This window comes from Pseudomonas helleri, from assembly GCF_009600315.1.
Taxonomy (GTDB): domain Bacteria; phylum Pseudomonadota; class Gammaproteobacteria; order Pseudomonadales; family Pseudomonadaceae; genus Aquipseudomonas; species Aquipseudomonas helleri_A.
This window is the reverse complement of the sequence record NZ_WIWC01000042.1, coordinates 1-23,533: the sequence shown is the minus strand read 5'-3', so window position 1 is coordinate 23,533 and position 23,533 is coordinate 1. Positions and strand designations below refer to the sequence as shown.

Here is a 23,533-nt window from a genome sequence, read left to right as displayed (position 1 = left end):
CCTCGTTAGATCAGGAAACTCAAACCGACACAGAACAACAGTGCGGCAAACAGCCGTTTCAGCAGGCGCGGCGACAGCGTGTGGGCCAAACGCGCACCAAAACGGGCAAAAAACATACTGGTCAGGGCAATCCCGAGCAGCGCCGGCAGGTAGACAAAACCCAGACTATGCGCGGGCAAGTCAGGATTGTGCCAGCCAATGATCATGAAACTTAATGCACCCACCAGCGCGATGGGTAAACCGCAGGCTGCCGAGGTGCCCACGGCTTGCTGCATCGGCACACTGCGCCAGCTCAGGAACGGCACGGTCAGCGAACCGCCACCTACCCCGAAAATAGCCGAGGCCCAGCCAATCACAGTGCCGGCGACCGTCAGTCCGATTTTACCAGGCACAGTGCCGCTGGCTTTGGGTTGCAGCCCCAGGGCCATTTGAAGGGCAATGAGGACGGCAAATACGCCAATTATTTTCTGCAAATAAGGGCCGGAAATGGCTTCTGCTGTTATCGCTCCGATGCCTGCGCCCATCAAAATACCGACTGTCAGCCAGATAAACAGCGGCCAGCGCACAGCGCCTTTGCGGTTGTGCTCACGAATCGAGTTGATCGACGTAAAAATGATCGTCGCCAATGACGTACCGACGGCCAGGTGGGTTAACACTTCACTGTTAAAGCCTTGCAAGGTGAAGCTGAACACCAGCACCGGCACAATGATGATCCCGCCACCGACCCCGAACAATCCGGCCAGTACGCCCGCAAAGCTTCCAAGCACCAGATAGAGCAGAAATTCCATGACGCCCCCCCAAATTTGACCCGCATGGTAACGGAGCAAAGGCCAAGGCTCCACTCAATGGCGCGACACGGCAGAGCAATCTATAAGTAGTGGGGTTAAAAAAACATTAAGGAGTGCCCTGCCTATGTGCCTGATTGTCTTCGCTTGGCGCCCCGGCCACGCACAGCCTCTGGTCGTTGCGGCCAACCGTGATGAATTTTACGCGCGCCCCAGCAAACCGCTGGCCCACTGGACCGAGGCGCCGCAGGTGTATGCCGGTCGTGATCTTGAAGCCGGTGGCACGTGGCTGGGGATTGGCGCCAACGGCCGATTTGCTGCGCTGACCAACATTCGTGAACCGCACAAGCCACCGGCCCGACGATCACGAGGTGAACTGGTGTCGGATTTTTTGAGCGGTGACAGTTCGATCGGCGAGTATTTCAACGAAGTGGGTCGACGATCGGTGGATTACGCCGGCTTTAATCTATTGTTGGGCACCACTGATCAACTGTGGCATTTCAATTCCCGCGAGCTGGCAGCCCAGCCCGTGGAGCCGGGGCTTCACGGCATCTCGAATGCCGGTCTGGATACCCCCTGGCCCAAGCTGCTGAAAGCCAGGGCGGCGCTGAATGAAGTGCTTGGCGATCCACAGCATGAAGCGCTGATGGCGCTGCTCAAGGATGCGCAGACTGCGCCCTTTAGTGAGCTGCCGGATACCGGCGTCGGGTTGGCGACCGAGAGTTTGCTATCGAGTGTATTTATAGCCAGCCCCACCTATGGAACACGCGCCAGCACGACGCTGATCGTCAATGCAGACGGCTCAAGAGGGATGGTGGAACGCAGTTTTGGACCATCGGGGGCGCGTTTGGGGGAAGTGAAGTTGGCGGTGTAACGGCTACCCTCACCCCAACCCTCTCCCAGAGGGAGAGGGAGCATTTTAGTCCCATCTCCCTCCGGGAGAGGGTTAGGGTGAGGGTGCTTTAGATTTTTCAGCGTGCCTTGCGCACACCTTCAGCCAGTGCCGCACACAAGCTCAACACACCATCTACCGCTTGCTCAGGCGTTGCCGCATTTTCGATCTTGTCGATCAACGCCGACCCCACCACCACACCGTCAGCCAGACGGGCAATCGCCGCCGCCTGCTCCGGGGTGCGAATCCCGAAACCAACGCTGATCGGCAAATCGGTATGACGACGCAGACGCTCAATCGCTGAGCTCACCTGCTCAGTCGTCGCAGAACCCGCACCGGTCACACCCGCTACCGACACGTAATACACGAAGCCCGAGCTGCCAGCCAAAACCGTCGGCAGACGTACATCGTCAGTGGTCGGCGTGGTCAGACGAATAAAGTCCAAACCCGCTGCCTGCGCCGGGTCGCACAACTCACCGTTGTGCTCAGGCGGCATGTCGACAACGATCAAGCCATCCACACCCGAGTCTTTGGCCTCTGCAATAAAACGCGCCACACCGTAGTGGTGAATAGGGTTGAAATACCCCATCAGCACCAGCGGCGTATCCGTGTTGCCTTCACGGAATTCGCGAACCATTTGCAGGGTTTTCGCCAGATTCTGTTTGGCGCCCAAGGCCCGGATATTGGCCAGCTGAATGGCCGGGCCATCCGCCATAGGGTCAGTGAAGGGCATGCCCAGCTCAATCACATCCGCGCCAGCCGCAGGCAGTCCCTTGAGGATGGCCAGAGAGGTGGCGTAATCCGGGTCTCCCGCGGTGACAAACGTCACCAGCGCAGCGCGGTTTTGTTCTTTAAGGTCGGCAAAACGTGTTTGCAGGCGGCTCATCAGTGTTTCTCCTGCTGGGACTGTTCCATGTGGTGCATCACGGTTTGCATGTCTTTGTCGCCTCGGCCCGACAGGTTGACCACCATCAGGTGATCGGCCGGCAGGGTCGGCGCACGCTTGAACACTTCGGCCAGCGCATGGGCGCTTTCCAGTGCCGGGATAATGCCTTCAAGACGGCAGCATTTATGAAATGCGTCCAGAGCTTCATCGTCGGTCACCGAGGTGTACTCAACGCGACCAATGTCGTGCAACCAGGCGTGCTCCGGGCCGATGCCGGGATAGTCCAGGCCTGCAGAAATGGAGTGCGCGTCGATGATCTGCCCATCGTCATCCTGGAGCAGAAAGGTGCGATTGCCGTGCAGCACGCCCGGCTCGCCACCATTGAGGCTGGCCGCATGCTTGCCGGTTTCAATCCCGTAACCCGCTGCTTCAACGCCGATAATTTCAACGCTGGTGTCATCCAGAAACGGGTGAAACAGGCCCATGGCATTGGAGCCACCGCCAATGCAGGCCACCAGACTGTCTGGTAGGCGGCCTTCCTGAGCTTGCATCTGATCGCGGGTCTCTTTGCCGATCACGGCCTGGAAATCACGCACCATCGCAGGATAAGGATGTGGCCCGGCCACGGTGCCGATCAGGTAGAACGTGTCATCAACATTCGTCACCCAGTCGCGCAGGGCTTCGTTCATCGCATCTTTGAGGGTGCCTGTGCCCGCCACCACCGGGATCACTTCGGCGCCCAGCAACTTCATGCGAAAAACGTTGGCCTGTTGACGCTCGATGTCAGTAGTGCCCATGTAAATCACGCATTGCAGGCCAAAACGCGCGGCCACAGTGGCCGTTGCCACGCCGTGCATGCCGGCACCTGTCTCGGCGATGATGCGTTTTTTACCCATGCGCCGGGCCAGTAGAATCTGGCCGATGCAGTTGTTGATCTTGTGCGCGCCGGTGTGATTCAACTCTTCGCGCTTGAGGTAAATTTTGGCGCCGCCGCAGAACTCAGTCAGACGCTCGGCGTAGTAAAGCGGGCTTGGACGACCCACGTAATCACGCTGGAAATAGGCCAGTTCTTTAATGAACTCAGGATCCGTCTTGGCCAGCTCGTACTCACGATCCAGATCAAGGATCAGCGGCATGAGGGTTTCGGCCACGTAGCGGCCGCCGAATGCGCCAAACAGGCCATTGGCATCAGGGCCGGTACGCAAAGTTGATTGGGTCATGTGACACTCCAGCTGAAAAGGTACGAAGGTCGATGGGCCTGACTTTAACCGCGACAGCGCTGGATGAAAACCGATAAGATCGCCACAACCTGTCAGGAAAACTCACAGATACCATGAGCCGCGATCTTCCCCCCCTCAATGCCCTTCGTGCGTTTGAAGCCACTGCCCGCTTGGGCAGTGTCAGCCTTGCTGCGGACCATTTAAATGTCACCCACGGCGCCGTTAGTCGGCAATTAAAAGTGCTCGAAGAGCATTTGGCGGTCAGCCTGTTCGTGAAGGAAGGCCGCGGCCTGAAGCTGACTGACGCGGGTATCCGGCTACGCGATGCCAGCAGTGAAGCCTTTGAACGCCTGCGCAATGTATGCGCCGAAATCACACAAAGCCACGATAATGCGCCTTTCGTTCTCGGCTGTTCAGGCAGTTTGCTGGCGCGCTGGTTCATCCCTCGGCTGGGTCGTTTAAATGCCGACTTGCCTGATTTGCGCCTGCACCTGTCAGCTGGGGAAGGCGATCTGGACCCACGCCGACCCGGCCTCGATGCATTGCTGGTGTTTGCCGAGCCACCATGGCCAGCGGACATGCAGGTGTATGAATTGGCCAGTGAACGCATCGGGCCGGTGATCAGCCCTCGTTTCGCCCGCTATGAGCAACTGCGCATGGCACCTGCCAGTGCGCTGCTTGAAGAACCGTTGTTGCACACCACGTCGCGGCCACAGGCATGGCCAAGCTGGGCACAACAAAACGCGTTAGAGCCGGGCGATTTGAAGTACGGGCAAGGGTTTGAGCATTTGTATTATTTGCTGGAGGCAGCGGTGGCGGGACTGGGTGTAGCGATTGCCCCCGAGCCGTTAGTGGCTGAGGATTTGAAGGCGGGACGCCTGGCTGCGCCTTGGGGCTTCAGAGAAACCCCGGCACAGCTGGCGTTGTGGCTGCCCAAGCGCGCCGCAGATGGACGCGCCCGGCAACTGGCGCAATGGCTCAAGGCTGAGCTTGCACGCAGCGCGGCAAATTAGTTACCGCGCTTGCACATCAGGAAGGCGGCCAGCAGGCCCAGCGCGCCAATTGCAACGCCCGCCGTGGCATACGGATGCTCCTGCGCGTATTCGCGAGTAGCCACTGCTGTTTCGCGGGTTTTATCTTTCACTTCTTCGTAGGCATCGCTGATCAGATGACGAGAATGCTTCAGGGCGCTTTCTGCATTGCTTTTGAGCACTTTCAGGGTCTTCTGGGACTCCTCGGAAGCGTCGTGCTTGAGGCCTTCCAGAGACTTGAGCAGGCTCTCGATCTCTGCTTCCATACTTTGCAATGATGCTTTACGTAGAGAATTGCTAGCCATTAGGGCTCTCCTGCATTGATGAGTGAGGTGCTTGTTAAGTCCGACTACAGGGGTTTGAGAAAGTGCAGTTGAACTGAACTTTTCCTTTCAAATCGTCCACAAAGTATTTAGCACAATCGCTGCTAGGCTTTGATCTACGACAAAGGAGAACGTTATGTCTGACCACCACACCTACAAAAAAATCGAACTGGTAGGCTCGTCCCCGAGCAGCATAGAAGACGCCATCAGTAATGCACTGGCCGAAGCCAACAAAAGCATCAAACACCTGGAGTGGTTTGAAGTGATCGACACACGTGGGCACATCAAGGACGGTAAGGTGGCGCATTATCAAGTCACGCTTAAAGTCGGTTTCCGGATTGCCAATAACTGATCTCAAGCAAGCCTTTGGACCTGCGGACTGGCCGATTGCCATAAAGTCCGCTAAACCATCAGGGTGCAACGTGGCACATGCGCGTTGCACCCTTTTGTTTTGACTGGGGAATGTGACCGATGAAAAAGATTTTATTGGCGGTAGGCTTGCTCAGCCTCGCCGGAACCGCGTTCGCAGCGGGCAAGCCGTGCGAAGAACTGAAAAGTGAAATCGCCGCAAAGATTGATGCCAAGGGTGCTGTTGGCTATTCGCTGGAAGTCGTTGATAAAGGCACCAGCGCGGATGGCAAAGTGGTGGGTTCTTGCGAAGCAGGCACCAAAGAAATCGTCTACAAGCGCGGTTGAGTATGAAAAAGCCGACATACGTGTCGGCTTTTTTTTTGTGGCTCGCAAACGTGAAGGGCTACGCCTCTTTTAACACCTGCGCCAGCAACTCATACGAATGAATGCGATCGGCGTGCTCATACAAATCACAGGTGAAAATAAGTTCGTCTGCCTGCGTTTGATCAACCAGCACTTCGAGTTTGGCGCGAATTTTCTCTGGGCTGCCGACCATGGCCAGGCCCAAAAAGCTCATCACTGCCTCTTTCTCGTGGGGTAGCCACAGGCCATCCATGGTCTTCACAGGCGCACGCTGAACCAGACTTTGGCCGCGCATCAGCGCCAGAATTCGCTGGTACACGGAGGTTGCCAGGTACTCGGCGTGCTCATCCGTATCGGCAGCGACCAAGGGCACCCCGAGCATCACGTAGGGTTTGTCGAGAACGGCTGAAGGCTTGAAGTGATTGCGGTACACACGAATCGCTTCATGCATTAAACGCGGTGCGAAATGTGACGCGAAGGCGTACGGCAAACCGCGCTCACCGGCCAATTGTGCGCTAAACAGACTTGAGCCCAGCAACCAGATCGGCACATTGGTGCCAGTCCCCGGCATGGCAATCACCCGTTGATCAGGCGTGCGTGGGCCTAAGTAACGGGCCAGTTCAGCCACATCTTCAGGAAAGTCATCTGAACTGCCGGAGCGCTCGCGACGTAGAGCGCGGGCGGTCATTTGGTCAGACCCCGGCGCGCGGCCAAGGCCCAGGTCAATACGGCCCGGGTACAGGCTTTCAAGGGTGCCAAACTGCTCGGCAATCACCAGCGGCGCATGATTGGGCAGCATGACACCGCCCGAGCCCACGCGAATAGTCGACGTGCCGCCCGCCAGATAACCGATTAACACTGAGGTCGCAGAACTAGCGATGCCGTCCATGTTGTGGTGTTCAGCCACCCAAAAACGGTTGTAGCCGAACTTTTCCACATGCTGTGCCAAGTCCAGCGAATTGCGCAGCGACTCAGCGGCACTGCCATTTTCACGCACAGGCACCAGGTCGAGAGTCGAGTATTTGATATCACACAAACGTGTCATGGCCGGCTTCTCCTAAGTGGACGCAGGCCATGACGCTCGCCAGAACCTGCCAGTGATACTTCAATATGGGCATATACCCGAGTTTCAATAGCCGCCTAAGAATGGACCTACAAAAAAAGACGATTGGTCTGGCAATGTGAACTTTGTGATGAGGTCTACCCTCACACCTTCAGTCAAGGCGTGAAACCTTCACGCCGCTCTTCAGGAGGCACGTATGAGTATCAAAAAGAAAGCATCGGCTCATTGGGAAGGCGACCTTAAAACCGGCATCGGCTCCATCTCCACAGAAACCGGCGTGCTGCGTGAAGCTCCGTATGGCTTCAAGGCGCGCTTTGAGGGCGGTAAAGGCACCAACCCCGAAGAACTGATCGGCGCGGCCCATGCGGGTTGTTTCTCCATGGCGCTTTCGATGATTCTCGGTGATGCCGGGCTTAAAGCCGACAGCATCGATACCACGGCTGAAGTAACCCTGGATCAAGTCGATGGCGGATTTGCGATCACCGCAGTGCACTTGATCCTCAAGGCTAAAGTGCCAGGAGCGACTCAGGAGAAGTTCACCGAGCTGACCACCAAGGCCAAAGAAGGCTGCCCGGTGTCCAAGGTACTGAACGCTAAAATCACCCTCGACGCGACACTACTGAGCTAAACCGGCGCTGGCTGCTCCGTTGTGCGAGAGCGCAACGCGGGTAGCCATATGGCCCTGGGTTGCGGCAGATCAGATGCATAGGGCGGTAAATGTGATTGGATGATCACCCATCGCGTCAGACCATGACTTAGCGTTGTGCCATAAGGGAGTTTCCACCATGAAACGTTCCCTTTAGCTGTCATCTGCTGCGCCATGACCACCTCGATACTCGCCGCGCCAAAGCCGTGCGATGAACTGAAGGCTGAAATCGAAGCCAAAATTCAGGCCAAAGGCGTCGCGGCTTACACATTGGAAATCGTGACCAACGACGAAGTACACGACCAGAACATGGTGGTGGGCACGTGTGAAAACGGCACCAAAAAAATCATTTATCAGAAGAATGACGCCTGATAGTCAAGGCAAGCAGTTAACCAATCGCTCTTCGGTCAACACCTTACCCTGTGCGTTGTACAGCCGGGCGTAAGCGTTGAATCCCAGCGAGCGCGCTTGCAGCCGGTAACGTTGTCCCGGCTGGAAGTTGCCGTAATCGAGGGTGATGTAACACAGGCGCTCCTGAGGGTCGTTGAACAGACTCCTGCCACCGACCATCACCTCGTAATCAAAACGCACCATCAACTCATGCGCTCCGGGCGTGACTTGAAAGTAGCGGCCGTCTGCCACACGCTGACCATCCAGACGTTCGGCCATCACCAACTTCCCGGTCATTGTCTGCAAGTCAATCCACGCCATGCTCGGGTCAACCGGGGGCAGCGGTGTGCTGGAACAGGCACTGAGCAGGCAGCCAACGAGCAACAGCAGAAAAGTTCGCATGGCGTAATCCAAAGAGTAATGAAAGACAAGCATAGCGTTCCACGCACGCAGGTGCTGCAAGGCTGTTCTCTTGCGTGTCCTGCCAGTAATCTTGCGTCACTCCCCCACTGGAAAGCCTTATGACGCTGCGGATTCGCTGCCTGTTGGCCATCGCCGTGCTGTTGCTGATCAGTGGATGTTCCAGTGCGCGCTATTACTCACAACTGGCCAGTGGCCAATGGCAGTTGCTGAACTCACGCGAGCCGGTTGACGCACTGATTGCAGACCCGCAACAGCCAAACGCATTGCGCCAGCAGCTGACCCAAGCACAGGCGGCGCGCACCTTCGCCACTCAACGGTTGCACTTGCCCGACAACCAGAGCTATCGCCTGTATGCCAACCTTCAGCGGCCCTATGTGGTGTGGAACGTCTTCGCCACGCCTGAATTTTCGCTCACGCCCATCACCCATTGCTTCCCGATTGCCGGGTGCGTGGCCTACCGCGGCTACTACAGCCAGGGCGGTGCACGAGGCGAAGCAGCTCTTGCGCGCCAGCAAGGCAGGGATGTGATTATCAGCGGCGTTGAGGCCTATTCCACGTTGGGTTGGTTCGACGACCCGATCCTCAGCACCATGCTCAACTGGGGCGATGAGCGCCTGGCGACGCTGATTTTTCATGAACTGGCGCATCAGCGGATTTACGTCAAAGACGACACGGCGTTCAACGAATCTTTCGCCACTTTTGTCGAGCAGGAGGGCACGCGCCAATGGCGAACTCATCAAGGCCTACCTCCCCTCAGCACACAAGGCACGCAACAACGCGATGAGTTTGTTGCGCTGGTGCTGGGCACCCGTCAGCGCCTGCAAGCACTCTATGGGCAACCCTTGGCAGCACCCGTCATGCGCCAGCGTAAAGCGGAATTATTTGAGCAAATGCGCAGCCAATACCGCCTCCTTCGTGACAATCAATGGGGCGGTAACCGCCGATATGAGGCATGGATCAATTCACCGATGAACAACGCGAAGCTTCTACCGTTTGGCCTCTATGACCAATGGGTGCCCGCCTTTGCCGCCCTGTTCAAACAATCGGGAAATGATTGGCCAGTGTTCTATGCCGAAGTTGCGCAGGTGGGCCAATTGCCGCCTTTGCAGCGTAGCGCCGCTTTACGCCAGTGGGCCGCCGCAAATTAACTGGGCTTCAACCAGCCCATCAAAGCACAGGACGCAAACGGGCTGGTGCTGCAGGCACCGCTGCTCAAGGCTGCGCGTAGTCGTGTAATATCGGCTTTCATCATGTAACTCGCCCCATCCCTGAAGTGCGAATTATCGCCATAACCGCCTTGAGTCATTTCCTCCAGGGCGTCTTCTTTGCTCCAGTCCTGCACAACCACGCGGTACATGGCGGCCATCAAGCCGGTGCGATCCACGCCGTGTTTGCAGTGCATCAACACCGGACCTTGCGCTTGTGCGGTCTGAATGGCGCGCAAAGCAGCCACAACATCGGCGTCATCGACATGATTAGTGCGATACGGCAACTGGACTTGTTTGATGGCAGAGGTTTTCAACCAGCTGTCATCGGACTCTGGCAAGAAGTTGATGACGGTGCCGATGTGCAGCTCGCCCAACAGAGATTTGGCGGCTTCGTCCGGCAAGGCGCTGCGGTACAAGGTCGGCGACATTTTATACAGGTTGTACTGCTCATTGATGGGTTGTGCCCACTGACCGAGCCTTGGCATGGCTCGCTCATAGGCGTGAGTCAGGGGCATCGCACACGCCGTTAAAAGTGTCAGGCACAGCGCAATCAAAAAATGGGGCTTGGGCATTTCCATTCGACCACTTCATCTAAAAATTATTGTAAGAGGTGATCAGGTTGAGCGAACCGCGATCAAAATCCTGTGAGCGGTTTGTTAAAAAATCATGACGGGGCTGATTTCAGGTGCGGCAAAATTACGCATGAAACGATTCTTCTAATGGCCGGGCCTGTTAGTATTTGTAACTAATAGTTGCTTGCGTGTGCTGTTTGCCGATCGATTTCGGTTCGTGCTGCTACCAAAACGACAAACTGCCATTGAGCAGTTGTAACCCGTGATTGCCCGATGAGAGGCCCCCTCGAATGTCTGATCAAGACAACCCGCGGCGTGAGTTTTTGCGCAAAACCCTGACCCTGATTCCCGTGGTCACTATTGCCAGCGCCGGTCTGGGTGGCACGGCGATGATGGCAACGCCTGCTATCGCGGCGCCTGAACCTGAACGACGTCCTGCAACCCCTGCCAAAGCCTACGAACCCACCTGGTTCACTGCCGAAGAGTGGGCATTTATAAATGCGGCCGTTGCACGCTTGATTCCGGCTGACGAGCAAGGCCCCGGCGCGCTGGAAGCGGGCGTCCCGGAATATATCGATCGGCAAATGAACACCCCGTACGCCACCGGCGCACTTTGGTTTATGCAAGGCCCTTTCAATGCGGATGCAGCACCCGAGATGGGCTGGCAGAGCAAATTGGTGCCCCAGCAGATTTATCGCTTGGGCATTGCTGCCACGGAGGCACTGTGCAAAAAGGCTTATAACTCAACATTTGCTAGCCTAGACAGCGCTACCCGAGACGAAGTGCTCAAGCAATTGGAGGCTGGCAAGCCAACATTCGAGAGCGTACCGGCCAAGATGTTTTTCAGCTTTTTGCTGCAAAACACCAAGGAAGGCTTCTTTTGCGACCCCATCCACGGTGGCAACAAAGGCATGGTCGGTTGGACCATGATTGGCTTCCCCGGCGCTCGCGCTGACTTTATGGACTGGGTGGAACGCAACGAGCAGTACCCCTTCCCGGCAGTATCCATTCGCGGCGAGAGGGCTTGAGCATGTCGACCGTTATGAAAAAAGTTGATGCAGTGATTGTCGGTTTCGGCTGGACCGGCGCGATCATGGCCAAAGAGCTGACAGAAGCAGGTTTGAATGTTGTGGCCCTTGAACGCGGCCCGATGCAGGACACCTACCCGGACGGTAATTACCCGCAAGTCATCGACGAACTCACTTACAGCGTGCGCAAGAAGCTGTTTCAGGACGTCTCGAAAGAAACCGTGACCATTCGCCATAGCGTCAATGACGTGGCCCTGCCTAACCGTCAGTTGGGTGCATTTCTGCCCGGCAACGGTGTGGGTGGCGCGGGCTTGCACTGGTCGGGCGTGCATTTTCGGGTCGATCCGATAGAGCTGCGCATGCGCAGCCATTACGAAGAGCGCTACGGCAAAAAATTCATTCCTGAAGACATGACCATCCAGGATTTCGGCGTCAGCTATGAAGAGCTGGAACCGTTTTTTGACTATGCCGAAAAAGTCTTCGGCACCTCGGGTCAGGCCTGGACCGTCAACGGTCAATTGGTGGGTCAAGGCAAAGGCGGCAATCCTTACGCGCCGGATCGCTCCCATCATTTCCCGCTCGAATCACAGAAAAATACTGTCTCTGCGCAGCTGTTTCAAAAAGCCGCCAATGAAGTCGGTTACAAGCCTTACAACTTGCCGTCTGCCAACACCTCGGGCCCTTACACCAACCCTTATGGTGCGCAAATGGGGCCGTGCAACTTCTGCGGCTTTTGCAGCGGTTATGTCTGCTACATGTATTCCAAAGCGTCGCCCAACGTGAATATTCTGCCCGCGCTCAAGCCGCTGCCAAACTTCGAGCTGCGCCCCAATGCTCATGTGATCCGGGTCAATCTGGACAGCACTAAAACCAAGGCCACGGGTGTGACGTACATCGATGCATCGGGCCGCGAAATCGAACAACAGGCCGACCTGGTGATTCTGGGCGCGTTCCAGTTTCACAATGTGCGGTTGATGCTGCTCTCGGGGATCGGCAAACCGTACGACCCGAAAACCGGCGAAGGTGTGGTGGGTCGTAACTTCGCTTACCAGAACATGGGCACCATCAAGGCCTATTTCGATAAAGACGTGCACACCAATAACTTTATCGGCGCAGGCGGCAACGGCGTCGCGATTGACGACTTCAACGCAGATAACTTCGACCACGGGCCGCACGGCTTTGTCGGTGGCTCGCCGATGTGGGTGAATCAGGCAGGCAGCCGCCCAATTGCGGGCACCTCCAACCCGCCAGGCACCCCGGCGTGGGGCAGCGCCTGGAAAAAAGCCACCGCCGATTACTACACCCACCAAGTGTCGATGGACGCCCACGGAGCGCATCAGTCGTACCGTGGCAACTACCTCGATCTCGATCCGGTGTACCGCGATGCCTATGGCCAGCCGCTGCTGCGCATGACCTTCGACTGGCAAGAAAACGACATCAAGATGAACCGGTTCATGATGGAAAAAATGGGCAAGATCGCCGAAGCGATGAACCCCAAAGCCATCGCGCGCATCGGCAAGCAAGTCGGTGATCACTTCAACACCGCGTCGTACCAGACTACTCACCTCAATGGCGGCGCGATCATGGGCACCGACCCGAAAACCAGCGCGCTCAATCGTTACTTGCAGAGCTGGGATGTGCATAACGTGTTCGTACCGGGCGCCTCGGCCTTCCCGCAAGGTTTGGGCTACAACCCGACAGGCCTGGTGGCAGCTCTTACCTATTGGTCGGCGCGGGCGATTCGCGAGCAGTACCTGAAAAACCCCGGCCCACTGGTTCAGGCATAAGGAGCGATGACCATGAATGCAGTTGTTATCGCGAGCCTGGCCCTATTGAGCAGCCTCTCGGCCATGGCCGCCGAGACCGATCAGCAGGCGCTGGTCAAACAAGGCGAATACCTGGCCAGAGCCGGGGACTGTGTGGCCTGCCACACCGCCAAAGGCGGCAAACCGTTTGCCGGCGGCCTGCCCATGGAAACCCCGATTGGCACTATTTTTTCGACCAACATCACACCGGACCCAAGCGGCATCGGCGCTTACAGCTTCGATGACTTCGACAAGGCAGTACGTCATGGCATTGCCAAAAATGGCAGCACCTTGTACCCGGCCATGCCGTATCCGTCCTACGCGCGGGTCAATCAGGCCGATATGCAGGCGCTTTATGCGTACTTCATGAATGGCGTTGAGCCCGTTGCGCAAGCTAACAAAGACTCGGATATTCCTTGGCCGATGAGCATGCGCTGGCCTCTGGCGATGTGGCGTTGGGCCTTTGCGCCGGCAGTAGCCGACTTCACCCCGGTAGCAGGGCAAGATCCGGTCGTGAGCCGGGGCGCTTATCTGGTGGAAGGCCTTGGGCACTGCGGTGCTTGCCACACGCCACGGGCACTGACCATGCAGGAAAAAGCCCTGAGTGCCAGTGACAGCAGTGCATTTTTGGCGGGCAGTGCGCCGCTGGAAGGCTGGATTGCGAAAAACCTGCGTGGCGACCATAAAGATGGACTCGGCAGTTGGGACGAAGCGCAACTGGTGCAGTTCCTTAAGACCGGGCGCAGCGACCGCAGTGCGGTATTCGGCGGCATGAGCGATGTGATCGAACACAGCATGCAGTACATGTCCGAGGACGACCTGACCGCGATTGCCCGTTATTTAAAATCGCTGCCTGCGGTTAACCCGGCCGACAAGCCACATCAGTATGACCCCGCCGTCGCTGACGCTTTGTGGAACGGTGATGACAGCAAGCGCGGGGCCGCGGTGTATATCGACAACTGCGCTGCGTGTCATCGCACAGACGGTAACGGTTACACGCGAGTGTTCCCGGCGTTGGCGGGTAATCCGGTGTTGCAATCGGATGACCCAACTTCACTGATTCACATTGTGCTTAAAGGCGGAACATTGCCCGCAACCCATACCGCGCCTTCGACCTTCACCATGCCCGCCTTTGACTGGCGTTTGTCGGATCAGGAAGTGGCCGATGTGGTCAATTTCATCCGTACCAGCTGGGGCAATAAAGGTGGGGATGTAACCGAGAAAGACGTTAAAGCGCTACGCGAGTAGTGAACTTTGGCCCGATCCTCTGCTGTCCGAAACAGCAAAGGATCGGGAGCCACGGTTAACCGAAGAACCAGTAGCACACCCCGATGGCTGCCACGACGCCAGCAAACTCTGCCAGCAACGCACACCCCACCGCATGCCTCGCTCGCTGGATGCCCACAGCTCCAAAGTACACGGCCAGCACATAAAAAGTCGTTTCAGTACTGCCCTGCACCGTTGCCGCCACCAAAGCCGGGAAACTGTCCACACCTTGGGTCTGCATGGTTTCGATCAGCAACGCCCGTGCCGCACTGCCTGAAAACGGTTTAACCATCGCCGTCGGCAAGGCGTCGACAAATCGGGTGTCCCAGCCCAACCACTCCACCACGTGACGAATGCCGTCCAGACCAAAGTCCAGCGCGCCCGATGCCCGCAGCACGCCCACGGCACACAGCATCGCGACCAGATACGGCAGCAGGTTTTTGGCGACGTCGAAGCCTTCTTTGGCGCCTTCGACAAAGGCCTCGTACACCTTGACCTTGCGCAGCGCGCCAATGGCCAAAAACAGCATGATCAAACCAAACAGGGTCAGATTGCCGAGCAGTGAAGACAGACTCGCCAGTGCGGCGGCTGACAGGCTCGCCAGCAGCGCCATGAAGCCACCGAGTATCAGCGCACCCGGAATCAGGTACGCGAGCACCACAGGGTCCCAGAGGCGCAGGCGCTGCATCACGGCGACTGAGAGCAGGCCTACCAGTGTCGAGGCACTGGTCGCTAACAGGATAGGCAGAAACACCAGGGTCGGGTCGGGTGCGCCCTGCTGAGCCCGATACATGAAGATGGTGACCGGCAATAAAGTCAGCGATGAGGCGTTGAGCACCAGAAACAGGATTTGTGCATTGCTGGCACTGGTGGGACTGGGGTTCAGCTCTTGCAAGGCGCGCATGGCTTTAAGGCCGATGGGCGTGGCGGCGTTATCCAGACCTAAACCGTTAGCCGCAAAGTTCAAGGTAATAAACCCCAGCGCGGGATGCCCAGGAGGAACTTCCGGCATCAGGCGTTTGAACAGAGGTCCAAGCGCCCTGCCCAGCCAGTCAACGATCCCGGCCTTCTCGGCGATACGCAAAAAGCCCAGCCACAGGGTCAGGGTGCCGAACAACAGGACCATCACTTCAACGGATAGCTTGGCCATGGCGAAGATGCTTTCCACCATCGCCGCGAAAATGCCGGCATTGCCACCCACCAGCCATTGGGCAAAGGCCGACACCGTAGCGACGACAAAAAAACTGAGCCATAGGCCGTTGAGCATTGAATAACTCCTACAAGGTGCGGCGAATGATAGCGGTCAGACCCCAGAAACAACAAACCCCGGACAAGTCCGGGGTTTGGGAGTGAAGCAGCCTTGAGCGATTATTCGCCTTTTGGCAGGGCTTCCTTGCTGCGCCAGTGCGGCAGCGAGTTCCAGTAGCGTTCGCCTTTGGCCTGGTCGTACATGCCTTCCCAGCGGGAAATAACCAGCACGGCCAACGCGTTACCAATCACGTTCAACGCGGTACGGGCCATGTCCATGACACGGTCGACACCGGCGATGAAGGCCAGACCTTCGAGCGGGATACCAACACTGCCCAACGTGGCCAGCAGCACCACAAAGGAAACGCCCGGTACGCCAGCGATGCCTTTAGAGGTCACCATCAGGGTCAGTACCAGCAGCAATTGCTGGCTGATTGACAGGTCAATGCCATACAACTGGGCGATAAAGATCGCCGCAATGCTTTGGTAGAGCGTCGAGCCGTCAAGGTTGAACGAGTAACCGGTCGGCACCACAAAGCTACAGATCGCTTTCGGGCAGCCGTAGGCTTCCATCTTCTCGATCACACGCGGCAGCACGGTTTCAGAGCTGGCGGTGGAGTAAGCCAGTACCAGCTCGTCCTTGAAAATGCGCATCAGCTTGAGCACAGAGAAGCCGAACAGCTTGGCAATCAAGCCCAGTACCGCAAACGCGAAGAACAGAATGGCGGCGTAAACCAGCACCACCAGTTTGGCCAGCGGCACCAGCGAAGCGAAGCCGAAGTTGGCAACGGTGACAGCGATCAGCGCAAACACACCAATGGGTGCGTAGTTCATGATCATGTGAGTCACTTTGAACATCGACTCGGACACGCCCTGGAAGGTTTTCACCAACGGGTCGCGCAACTCGGCGTTCAAGCTGGACAAGCCAAGACCGAACAGCACCGAGAAGAAGATGATCGGCAACATTTCACCGCGAGCCATGGCTGCGAAGATGTTTGAAGGGATCAGGTTGAGGATGGTCTCGATGAACGCATGTTCATGGGTGACCTCGGCAGCAGTGGCTGCGTATTTCGAAATATCGACCGTGCCCAGGGTGCTCATGTCGATCCCGGCACCCGGCTGGAACACATTGGCAAGCACCAGACCGACCAGAATCGCGATGGTGGTCACGATCTCGAAGTAAATGATGGTTTTTAAACCGATACGACCAAGCTTCTTCGCATCCCCCACGCCTGCAATCCCGACAACCAGTGAAGAAATCACGATTGGGATCACGATCATCTTGATCAGACGGATAAAGATATCGCCAGCAGGTTGCAGAACGTTACTGATCCACCAGGCCTTTTCAGCACTGAAATGGTTGAGCAGCGCGCCGATTGCAATCCCGAGGACCAGACCGATGAGGATCTGCCAGGCGAGGCTAAGTTTTGCCTTCTTCATGTCATTACCCTTACTTCAAGTGGACTCGGGCAGAAGCACACGCTAGAGCGCTCAGAAAGCGAAAAAAGCGGATGCTTCCACCCCCGTAGAAGGTCGCCCAAAACGAACCATACTGGCTCTTTGGCAGGCGAAAAAAGGCGCAACTATTCCCATGCAAGCGTAAACCGTCTAATGCCGTAAACGCCTACCCTATGCCGAATCGGCATGAGAATTGTCAGACAAGAGCGTATGGGCCTAGACGTCAGAATGGTAATAGTAGACGACATAAGCGCCGTAGACCGGCTGTTTCAAGGTCTTTTATGTAGCGTTTGGCGGGTAAATTTCAAGCTCAATCGTCAGAAATATCTGACAACACAAATCGGTAAAGCAGAGGAAATGATTTTACGGATAGTCGATATACGGTCGACGCTTCTGACCCCTGCCCAAGCCACATTAAAAATGAAAAAAATCAACGGACTGAAGGGATTAGGAAGAATCAGAAAGGGGGAGATGAATCAAAACGGAGGGCTGCAATGCACGATGTGCGCCACGAAAAAGCGTTGCGATAAACGACCGACCGCTTATCGCAGCGCTTTACTCTGACCACTGTGTGTCACCGATTAATACCAGTTCGGGTCTTTCTTCAGCTGCTCTTTAAGCAAGACCTGGATACCTTCATCAGGCTCACCCAAAAAACGATAATCGGCATGACGTGTCAGCGACTTGTCGGCAGGCAGACCTGCGGGCACTTCTACCAGCATCGCGTAGGCATGCTTTTTATCAAAGCTCACGGCGACAATCAGGCGCTTGTTAAGGCACGTCTGCGCTGTTTCACACAAAGGACCGACCAGATACCTGTCGCCATCTTCGGTGACGGCGGTCATTTGCTCAGCACTGCCTGAAAGGTTGATCACCCACTCAGGCAGGCGCTCTTCCTTTTTCACGACCTGCTGCCAAGCCTGCCGATATTCAGGGTCATTAAGTAGCTGATTTGCATGCGACTGGCCTGCATTATCGGCCAGGGCGATGGCACTGCCGCCCATCAACAGGGCGGCTACCATAGCCTTATAGGAGAGGCTCAACATACTCAGCCTTTACCGCGACGGCCAAAGATGAAGGACACCACGAACATTACCAGGAACACGACAAAGAGAATCTTGGCGATGCCGGTCGCGGTGCCTGCGATACCACCGAAGCCCAAGACAGCAGCGATGATGGCGATAATCAGGAAGGTAATTGCCCAACTCAACATGGTGATTCTCCTTATTACTGTGCGAAAGAGGGTAAAGCCAGTATTGCTTTTTGAAGCCCTACTAAAGGCCTCAAGGTTGTGAACACTTAAAACACCCAACGTTCCTGCGCAGGTTGCGAATTGGCAATTTGCGTGTCTTCAACCGCAGCCAGTTCAAATCGACCTGCGTCATACACCCGGCTAACCAAGGCATTGGACTTGATCGCGGTGAAATGCTTCTGCTGCTTATCGATTACGGAGTAAGAGGCGACCGGCGCCTGTGCTTGCTCCCATCGTGCATATTGCTGACCACCGATCAGCGTCACCATCAACGTCAGGCTGGCGAACAAACCCTGTTGAAGGTGCCGTGAAGAGATACGCATGCTGGCGAAACCTTGACGATTCATGCTCAAACTCCTGCCAATCAGTGGTTAATAAAAGGGGGAGGCTGACAGCGGCAACCCGCTGAACAACTTCGTATCTATGTATTGCAGGGCACATGCCAAGTTTTGATAAAAATAAAAGCCATATAAATCAATGGCTTACGAACACATATCGAGCAGCCTTACGCTCATCCTGCACGATGCCCGAATGAACGGTCGTGCGTTCTGCACGACTCAAACGTTGCAATCGAGGAGGACGTTGAAAAAACGCGATACAGCCTTCAAATGAAAAATCCGGAATACGGACTTAATTCATCAAAATCAGCACCTTATGGAATGCAAGGGCGCCTCTTCCCTGCTAGCCTCCAAACAATCCTGAAAAATCATGCAACTTGCCCGATTATTCCGACACTAACGAAGATCACTTATTGAGGAAGGCCGGAGATGGAATCAGCCAAAGAGAAACAGGGCCGCATTCTGCTGGTCGACGACGAGTCCGCCATCCTGCGCACATTCCGCTACTGCCTCGAAGATGAGGGGTATACCGTCGCCACGGCCAACAGTGCGGCACAAGCCGAAGCACTCTTGCAGCGCCAAGTGTTTGACCTGTGCTTTCTGGACTTGCGCCTAGGCGAAGACAATGGCCTGGATGTTCTGGCTCAGATGCGCATTCAGGCACCGTGGATGCGGGTGGTGATCGTCACCGCTCACTCCGCTGTCGATACCGCTGTCGATGCCATTCAGGCCGGTGCGGCTGATTATCTGGTTAAACCGTGCAGCCCGGACCAGTTGCGCCTGGCCACCGCCAAACAGCTGGAAGTGCGCCAACTGTCGGCCCGCCTCGAAGCCCTTGAGGGCGAGGTACGCAAGCCTAAAGAAAGACTCGATTCTCACAGCCCCGCCATGATGGCGGTGTTGGAAACCGCCCGTCAGGTAGCCGGCACAGATGCCAATATTTTGATTTTGGGCGAGTCCGGCACTGGTAAAGGCGAACTGGCGAAGGCTATTCACAGTTGGAGTAAAAGGGCTAAAAAAGCGTGCACCACGATTAACTGTCCATCATTGACCGCCGAATTGATGGAGAGCGAGCTGTTCGGCCACACCCGCGGTGCGTTCACAGGAGCCAGCGAAAGCACATTGGGCCGAGTGAATCAGGCGGACGGCGGTACGTTATTTCTGGATGAAATCGGCGACTTCCCGCTGACATTACAGCCAAAGCTACTGCGCTTTATTCAGGACAAGGTGTATGAGCGTGTAGGGGACCCTGTGACCCGCAATGCCGATGTACGCATTCTCGCGGCCACCAACCTCAAGCTTGAAGACATGGTGCGAGAGGGGCGTTTCCGGGAAGACTTGCTCTATCGACTGAATGTCATCACCTTGCACCTGCCGCCGTTGCGCGAACGCAGTGAAGACATCTTGACCTTGGCTGACCGCTTTCTGGCCCGCTTCGTTAAGGAATATGCCCGTCCGGCCCGAGGGTTCAGCGAAGCGGCGCGCCTGGCATTGGCCAATTACAGGTGGCCCGGCAATATTCGCGAACTGCGCAACGTGGTGGAGCGCGCCAGCATTATCTGCCCTCAAGAAGTGGTCGAGATCAGTCATTTGGGTATGGCCGAACAGACAGTCCCAAACACTCCTCGCATCGGCGCGGCACTGAGCCTCGACCAGTTGGAAAAAGCCCACATCGGAGCAGTGCTGGCCACCAGTGAGACACTGGATCAAGCTGCCAAAACCTTGGGCATTGATGCTTCAACGCTCTACCGCAAGCGCAAGCAGTACAATTTGTGAGCCCGCTGCGATGAAACTGGCCATCAAATTACGTACACGGCTGTTCCTCAGCATTTCGGCATTAATCACGGTGGCGCTGCTCGGGCTGGGTCTGGGCGTCGTCAGCGTGATGCAAATGGCCAAGACCCAGGAATCACTGATCCGCAACAACACTGTCATTCTGGATCTGGGCCTCAAGCTGCGTCAAACCTTGGGGGATCACCTCATCCTGCTGTTGCGCAATCACGAGGACCCGCAGGCGCTGCAAGCCGCAACGCGGCAGTATCTGGCATTGCTGGACGAGGGCATTGAGCACGAGCGCAACAACCAGCTGCACAGCGGTTTTGCCCAGGCCCGTATCGACTACGAAAACTTTTTAACGGCTCTGGATAACGCTCAGCGCAATACGCTGGACCTCAGCTCTGACAGCGAACTGACCAATCGCTTCAACCATTTGCGCAACGGCTTGATCGCCGAACATCGCCGGGCACTCGACAACATCTATAACGCGCAGGCGGCGGCCCGTGACCGCGCGTTGATCATTGCCATGCTGCTGGGGCTTATCGGGCTTGCAGTGCTGATCATCGGCTTTATTACCGCTCATGGTATTGCCCGGCGCTTTGGCGCACCCATCGAAGCGCTGGCCAAAGCGGCTGACAATATAGGCAAGGGCAATTTTGAAGTGGTACTGCCACTCTCTTCAGCCGCCGAAATGAACCTGCTGACACGGCGTTTCGGGATCATGGCCGAAGCCTTGCGACAGCATCAGGCGACAAATGTCGATGAGTTACTGGCAGGCCAACAACGGCTTCAAGCCGTGCTCGACAGCATTGATGACGGCTTGTTGATGGTTGATCCGCAAGGTCGCCTGGAGTTGTTGAATCCGGTGGCTCAACGCCAATTAGCCTGGACCGAAGAGCGTCAGGGCCAATCACTGGGCGAGGCATTCAACCGTCCGGAGCTGGATCAGCAACTGCGCACTGTTTTGCGTGGCGGTAGCCTTGAGCGCGCGCCTGAAGATTTGAGTGTGGTGATTGAAGGTGAAAACCGACTGCTGACCTACAGCCTCACACCTGTTAGCCAGCCCGATGGCCCCATACTGGGCGCGGTCATGGTGTTGCATGACGTGACCGAGCAGCGCGCGTTTGAGCGTGTACGCAGTGAGTTTGTGCTGCGGGCCTCTCACGAGTTACGTACGCCGGTGACCGGCATGCATATGGCTTTCGGGCTTTTTATGGAGCGCGCGCGCTTTGACCCGCATTCCCGTGAGCTGGACTTGCTCAATACGGTCAGCGAAGAGATGCAGCGACTCATGCAGCTCATTAATGATTTGCTGAATTTCTCGCGTTATCAAAACGGCATGCAAAAGTTGACGGTGGCACCGTGTGACATTGAGCAAATGCTCAAGGAGACACGCGAACGTTTCGCAGAAGATGCCGCCGGCAAGCTGATAGAGATCCAGATCGACCTGCAAGAACCTTTGCCGGCGCTTAACGCCGATCGGGCGCAACTGGATCGAGTGCTGGATAACCTGCTGGAGAACGCCCTGCGGCATACCCCTAGTGGTGGGCAAATTCGGCTTCAAGCCCGCCGTCATGGCGAGCGGGTCATTATCAGCATCGAAGACAATGGCGAAGGCATTGCTTATGGCCAGCAGGGGCGCATATTCGAGCCCTTCGTTCAGGTCGGCCGTAAAAAAGGCGGTGCAGGGCTTGGTCTCGCGCTGTGCAAAGAGATTGTGCAGCTGCATGGCGGGCGCATTGGCGTGTACTCCCGCCCTGGTCACGGCACGCAGTTCTACATGGCCCTGGCGCTGTAGTCCTCGCAGTAGCTCATCGGCTTTTTTGAGTGTTGAGCACTTTCAAAATGGCTGCACTTTCAGCATCCGGTGTGCCATCGAATTTCGAGGGCCGGAAATGCATCTGGAAAGCAGCCAGCACATGACGGGTGGCTACATCCAGCTCACCCGTCTGCGGGGTTTCGTAGCCCAATAACGCTAGCTGTTGCTGAAACCAGGTGATGCTGGGCATCTCGCTGGCAAACCGAGCTTGCTCTCGGGCTACGGCCTGTTCATTCGGCCAAACACCGAAGCCTGCTTGTGCCAATCGCTTCCACGGAAATAACGGGCCGGGATCCTGCTTGCGCAGTGGCGCGATATCACTGTGACCAATGATGTTTTGCGGATCAATCTTGTAGCGCGTCGAAATGTCTTTGAGCAGCGCGATCAGCGCTTGAATCTGCCCTTCGGTGTAGGGATACCAGACCCGCCCGTTTGGCGTGTCCCGAAAGCCTTTATTGACGATTTCGATACCAATGGAACTGGAGTTGAGCCAGGTACGCCCTTTCCACTGGCTTTCACCGGCGTGCCAGGCCCGCTGGTTCTCATCCACCAGTTTGTAAATTGTGGGTGGCGTATCGCCAATCAGGTAATGACTGCTGACCGGGCCTGTCGTCAGCAGCTGCAACGAATGCTCAAGTGAGGTTGAGGTGTAATGAAGCACCACGAACTGCACACGACTGTCCTGATTGGCGGAAGGATGGCTGGTATCCATACGAGGGCCGCTGGCGCAGCCAGCCAGCAGTGCAAGAGACACGAGAAGCGCAGGTAATTTCATGGCAGAGGCAACACAGGAAAATGTTAATGGGCCAGCATACCTTACTGATCCTGTTTGTATCTGAACCGCACGTCTTCTCTGACGTCCCTGCCCGACTTCGAGCAGGGACGTCACGGTTACTTACCGCATACCAGATAGAAACTCATTGATGAGTCTTCAGCAGGTTTGTCATTGCCTAGCATCAGTGCAATGACATTCACTTCTGCTCGACTGGGCTTATTCGATAATTTGGCGACACCATACAAGGTATGTTCGTAACTTGAATTATCGAATGTGGATACATGGCAATATTTAGGTTCTTGCTGAAACGCACCCGGCATGAGTGTCATCTTGTAGCTGGCCGCATAATTTTTATGATTGGCATAGTCAACTGATTTAATCCAATTAGGTTTTTGCGCAACTATTTTTCCATCGCGGCTGATAGTGGCAGAATACGTTTCTGGTTTAGTACCCGCACTTACAGACACCGCGCTGACCATACAGAACAGCAGCGTTAATATAGACATGAACGTTTTCATGGTAGTCCTTTAATTTTATTGATGGGCGGCGGCAAAAACTGAGTGCAACACCTGACCTTTCCGGTACGGTGCTGCCCTATGTCTTATTCCGAACTCA

26 protein-coding genes are annotated in these 23,533 nt (G+C 56.1%); 12 read left to right on the top strand and 14 right to left on the bottom strand.

The genetic code is table 11. The features are described 5' to 3' along the window. Positions 1-5: 5 nt before the first annotated feature. Positions 6-788: a sulfite exporter TauE/SafE family protein gene (locus GHN86_RS19450; protein WP_153377482.1), complete on the bottom strand. Its 783-nt coding sequence runs from the start codon at positions 786-788 to the stop codon at positions 6-8. A gap of 124 nt (positions 789-912) precedes the next feature. On the opposite strand from GHN86_RS19450, the gene GHN86_RS19445 reads away from it, so the two are divergent. Then, positions 913-1,659 carry an NRDE family protein gene (locus tag GHN86_RS19445; RefSeq protein ID WP_153377483.1) on the top strand — a complete coding sequence of 249 codons (747 nt, stop codon included), beginning with the start codon at positions 913-915 and terminating at the stop codon, positions 1,657-1,659. Positions 1,660-1,756: 97 nt separating this feature from the next. Here GHN86_RS19445 and trpA read toward each other — a convergent pair whose 3' ends face one another. After that, positions 1,757-2,563 (bottom strand): tryptophan synthase subunit alpha, encoded by an 807-nt coding sequence (gene trpA, locus GHN86_RS19440; RefSeq protein ID WP_153377484.1) that lies wholly within the window; start codon positions 2,561-2,563, stop codon positions 1,757-1,759. Beyond that, positions 2,563-3,783, bottom strand: coding sequence for a tryptophan synthase subunit beta (trpB, locus tag GHN86_RS19435; RefSeq protein ID WP_153377485.1), 1,221 nt, complete (start codon positions 3,781-3,783; stop codon positions 2,563-2,565). The genes trpA and trpB overlap by 1 nt, the downstream gene beginning before the upstream one ends. A gap of 113 nt (positions 3,784-3,896) precedes the next feature. On the opposite strand from trpB, the gene GHN86_RS19430 reads away from it, so the two are divergent. Further along, positions 3,897-4,796, top strand: a complete 900-nt coding sequence (locus GHN86_RS19430) for a LysR family transcriptional regulator (RefSeq protein ID WP_153377486.1) — start codon at positions 3,897-3,899, stop codon at positions 4,794-4,796. Here the strand turns inward: GHN86_RS19430 and GHN86_RS19425 are convergent. Beyond that, positions 4,793-5,119 (bottom strand): DUF883 family protein, encoded by a 327-nt coding sequence (locus tag GHN86_RS19425; RefSeq protein WP_153377487.1) that lies wholly within the window; start codon positions 5,117-5,119, stop codon positions 4,793-4,795. The two genes, GHN86_RS19430 and GHN86_RS19425, sit on opposite strands and share 4 nt — an antisense overlap. Before the next feature lie 154 nt (positions 5,120-5,273). On the opposite strand from GHN86_RS19425, the gene GHN86_RS19420 reads away from it, so the two are divergent. Continuing rightward, the gene (locus tag GHN86_RS19420; protein WP_153377488.1) at positions 5,274-5,489 is read left to right on the top strand and encodes a dodecin; all 216 of its coding nucleotides are present in this window, start codon (positions 5,274-5,276) and stop codon (positions 5,487-5,489) included. A gap of 119 nt (positions 5,490-5,608) precedes the next feature. Beyond that, entirely contained in the window at positions 5,609-5,833 is a 225-nt protein-coding gene (locus GHN86_RS19415; protein ID WP_153377489.1) for a DUF1161 domain-containing protein, read from the top strand. 58 nt (positions 5,834-5,891) lie between these two features. Here the strand turns inward: GHN86_RS19415 and GHN86_RS19410 are convergent, their stop codons facing one another. After that, positions 5,892-6,896 carry an LLM class flavin-dependent oxidoreductase gene (locus GHN86_RS19410; RefSeq protein ID WP_153377490.1) on the bottom strand — a complete coding sequence of 335 codons (1,005 nt, stop codon included), beginning with the start codon at positions 6,894-6,896 and terminating at the stop codon, positions 5,892-5,894. 214 nt (positions 6,897-7,110) lie between these two features. Between GHN86_RS19410 and GHN86_RS19405 the strand changes: the two genes are divergently transcribed. Next, positions 7,111-7,542, top strand: coding sequence for an OsmC family protein (locus tag GHN86_RS19405; RefSeq protein ID WP_153377491.1), 432 nt, complete (start codon positions 7,111-7,113; stop codon positions 7,540-7,542). Positions 7,543-7,734: 192 nt separating this feature from the next. Further along, positions 7,735-7,932, top strand: coding sequence for a DUF1161 domain-containing protein (locus GHN86_RS19400; protein WP_153387155.1), 198 nt, complete (start codon positions 7,735-7,737; stop codon positions 7,930-7,932). A 3-nt stretch (positions 7,933-7,935) separates the two neighbouring features. On the opposite strand, the gene GHN86_RS19395 is transcribed toward GHN86_RS19400, so the two are convergent. Beyond that, positions 7,936-8,352 (bottom strand): hypothetical protein, encoded by a 417-nt coding sequence (locus tag GHN86_RS19395; RefSeq protein ID WP_153377493.1) that lies wholly within the window; start codon positions 8,350-8,352, stop codon positions 7,936-7,938. A gap of 119 nt (positions 8,353-8,471) precedes the next feature. Here GHN86_RS19395 and GHN86_RS19390 point away from each other — a divergent pair, with 119 nt between their 5' ends. Next, the gene (locus GHN86_RS19390; protein WP_153377494.1) at positions 8,472-9,521 is read left to right on the top strand and encodes an aminopeptidase; all 1,050 of its coding nucleotides are present in this window, start codon (positions 8,472-8,474) and stop codon (positions 9,519-9,521) included. On the opposite strand, the gene GHN86_RS19385 is transcribed toward GHN86_RS19390, so the two are convergent. Beyond that, positions 9,518-10,153 carry a dual specificity protein phosphatase family protein gene (locus GHN86_RS19385; RefSeq protein ID WP_153377671.1) on the bottom strand — a complete coding sequence of 212 codons (636 nt, stop codon included), beginning with the start codon at positions 10,151-10,153 and terminating at the stop codon, positions 9,518-9,520. The two genes, GHN86_RS19390 and GHN86_RS19385, sit on opposite strands and share 4 nt — an antisense overlap. A gap of 290 nt (positions 10,154-10,443) precedes the next feature. Between GHN86_RS19385 and GHN86_RS19380 the strand changes: the two genes are divergently transcribed. The 3 genes from GHN86_RS19380 to GHN86_RS19370 all read left to right on the top strand — a co-directional run bounded on the left by GHN86_RS19380 (position 10,444) and on the right by GHN86_RS19370 (position 14,234). Further along, entirely contained in the window at positions 10,444-11,181 is a 738-nt protein-coding gene (locus GHN86_RS19380; RefSeq protein WP_153387153.1) for a gluconate 2-dehydrogenase subunit 3 family protein, read from the top strand. 2 nt (positions 11,182-11,183) lie between these two features. Further along, positions 11,184-12,968 carry a GMC family oxidoreductase gene (locus GHN86_RS19375; protein WP_122786223.1) on the top strand — a complete coding sequence of 595 codons (1,785 nt, stop codon included), beginning with the start codon at positions 11,184-11,186 and terminating at the stop codon, positions 12,966-12,968. 63 nt (positions 12,969-13,031) lie between these two features. Continuing rightward, positions 13,032-14,234 (top strand): c-type cytochrome, encoded by a 1,203-nt coding sequence (locus GHN86_RS19370; protein WP_397462995.1) that lies wholly within the window; start codon positions 13,032-13,034, stop codon positions 14,232-14,234. 55 nt (positions 14,235-14,289) lie between these two features. Here GHN86_RS19370 and GHN86_RS19365 read toward each other — a convergent pair whose 3' ends face one another. The 5 genes from GHN86_RS19365 to GHN86_RS19345 all read right to left on the bottom strand — a co-directional run bounded on the left by GHN86_RS19365 (position 14,290) and on the right by GHN86_RS19345 (position 18,557). Continuing rightward, positions 14,290-15,519, bottom strand: coding sequence for a nucleoside recognition domain-containing protein (locus tag GHN86_RS19365; RefSeq protein WP_153377498.1), 1,230 nt, complete (start codon positions 15,517-15,519; stop codon positions 14,290-14,292). A 101-nt stretch (positions 15,520-15,620) separates the two neighbouring features. Continuing rightward, positions 15,621-16,940, bottom strand: coding sequence for a glutamate/aspartate:proton symporter GltP (gene gltP / locus GHN86_RS19360; RefSeq protein WP_153377499.1), 1,320 nt, complete (start codon positions 16,938-16,940; stop codon positions 15,621-15,623). A gap of 599 nt (positions 16,941-17,539) precedes the next feature. Further along, complete coding sequence (locus tag GHN86_RS19355) at positions 17,540-18,004, bottom strand: inhibitor of vertebrate lysozyme family protein (RefSeq protein WP_153377501.1); 465 nt, start codon at positions 18,002-18,004, stop codon at positions 17,540-17,542. A 2-nt stretch (positions 18,005-18,006) separates the two neighbouring features. Next, positions 18,007-18,171 (bottom strand): DUF1328 domain-containing protein, encoded by a 165-nt coding sequence (locus tag GHN86_RS19350; protein ID WP_122786217.1) that lies wholly within the window; start codon positions 18,169-18,171, stop codon positions 18,007-18,009. A gap of 86 nt (positions 18,172-18,257) precedes the next feature. Beyond that, entirely contained in the window at positions 18,258-18,557 is a 300-nt protein-coding gene (locus GHN86_RS19345; RefSeq protein ID WP_153377502.1) for a hypothetical protein, read from the bottom strand. Between the two features lie 420 nt (positions 18,558-18,977). On the opposite strand from GHN86_RS19345, the gene algB reads away from it, so the two are divergent. Continuing rightward, positions 18,978-20,324 (top strand): sigma-54-dependent response regulator transcription factor AlgB, encoded by a 1,347-nt coding sequence (algB, locus tag GHN86_RS19340; protein ID WP_153387151.1) that lies wholly within the window; start codon positions 18,978-18,980, stop codon positions 20,322-20,324. Between the two features lie 10 nt (positions 20,325-20,334). Continuing rightward, on the top strand, positions 20,335-22,122 hold the full coding sequence (locus GHN86_RS19335; RefSeq protein WP_153387148.1) for an ATP-binding protein: 1,788 nt from the start codon (positions 20,335-20,337) through the stop codon (positions 22,120-22,122). Positions 22,123-22,135: 13 nt separating this feature from the next. On the opposite strand, the gene GHN86_RS19330 is transcribed toward GHN86_RS19335, so the two are convergent. Together GHN86_RS19330 and GHN86_RS19325 are read right to left on the bottom strand one after the other, a co-directional pair. Next, entirely contained in the window at positions 22,136-22,918 is a 783-nt protein-coding gene (locus GHN86_RS19330) for an N-acetylmuramoyl-L-alanine amidase (RefSeq protein WP_153377505.1), read from the bottom strand. A gap of 116 nt (positions 22,919-23,034) precedes the next feature. Continuing rightward, entirely contained in the window at positions 23,035-23,436 is a 402-nt protein-coding gene (locus tag GHN86_RS19325) for a hypothetical protein (protein WP_153377506.1), read from the bottom strand. Positions 23,437-23,533: the final 97 nt, after the last annotated feature.